At 61.2% G+C, this 515-nt stretch carries 1 protein-coding gene; it reads left to right on the top strand.

Features of this window, described 5'->3' with window-relative positions; translation table 11 throughout:
* Window positions 1-332: hypothetical protein (locus IEW22_RS19895; RefSeq protein WP_229742944.1), on the top strand; the 332-nt coding region annotated here is incomplete at its 5' end.
* Window positions 333-515 lie beyond the last annotated feature (183 nt).

Raw genomic sequence — 515 nt, 5'->3', positions numbered from 1 at the left:
GGCGCCACCTTCGAAAAAGGCAAACTCGTCGAACCCGACCCCAACTCAGACTCCGAGGAGGCCGCCTGAAACTCGCCCATCCACAGGTCTTGACAATAACTCCGCCGGCGACCCGCTTGACGCTGGCGCGCCTCGCCCAACTCGATCCGAACGGAGAGTCGTTCCGGTACAACGGCGGCCTGCCGAACGTCGATGATCGCGTGGACTTTCCGTCGCTCAACAACGCGCTGAGCGAAATGTTGGACGTACTAGCCGGAGCGCTCGATGTCCTCGATGAGTATTCCGACTGCCAGCGCGACATTGTTGACGCTAGCGACTACATGGATCTCTGAGCCCAGCGGCGCACAACCGGAAGGAGACCGACTTTCGTCGCAATCTGCGGCTCTCTCTCGAGATTCGCCACGGGCGACTGAGGTGGGCCCTTCGTAGTGGTCCAGTTGTTGTGCGACTCTGTTGCCCGAGTGTTTGGGCAGGAAGAATCGACGACGACATGGCAGGTAGCAAGCGCCGGCGGC

This window comes from Gordonia jinhuaensis (assembly GCF_014639795.1).
GTDB lineage: Bacteria > Actinomycetota > Actinomycetes > Mycobacteriales > Mycobacteriaceae > Gordonia_B > Gordonia_B jinhuaensis.
The sequence above is the reverse complement of the archived record's forward strand: the minus strand, read 5'-3'. Positions and strand labels throughout refer to the sequence as shown.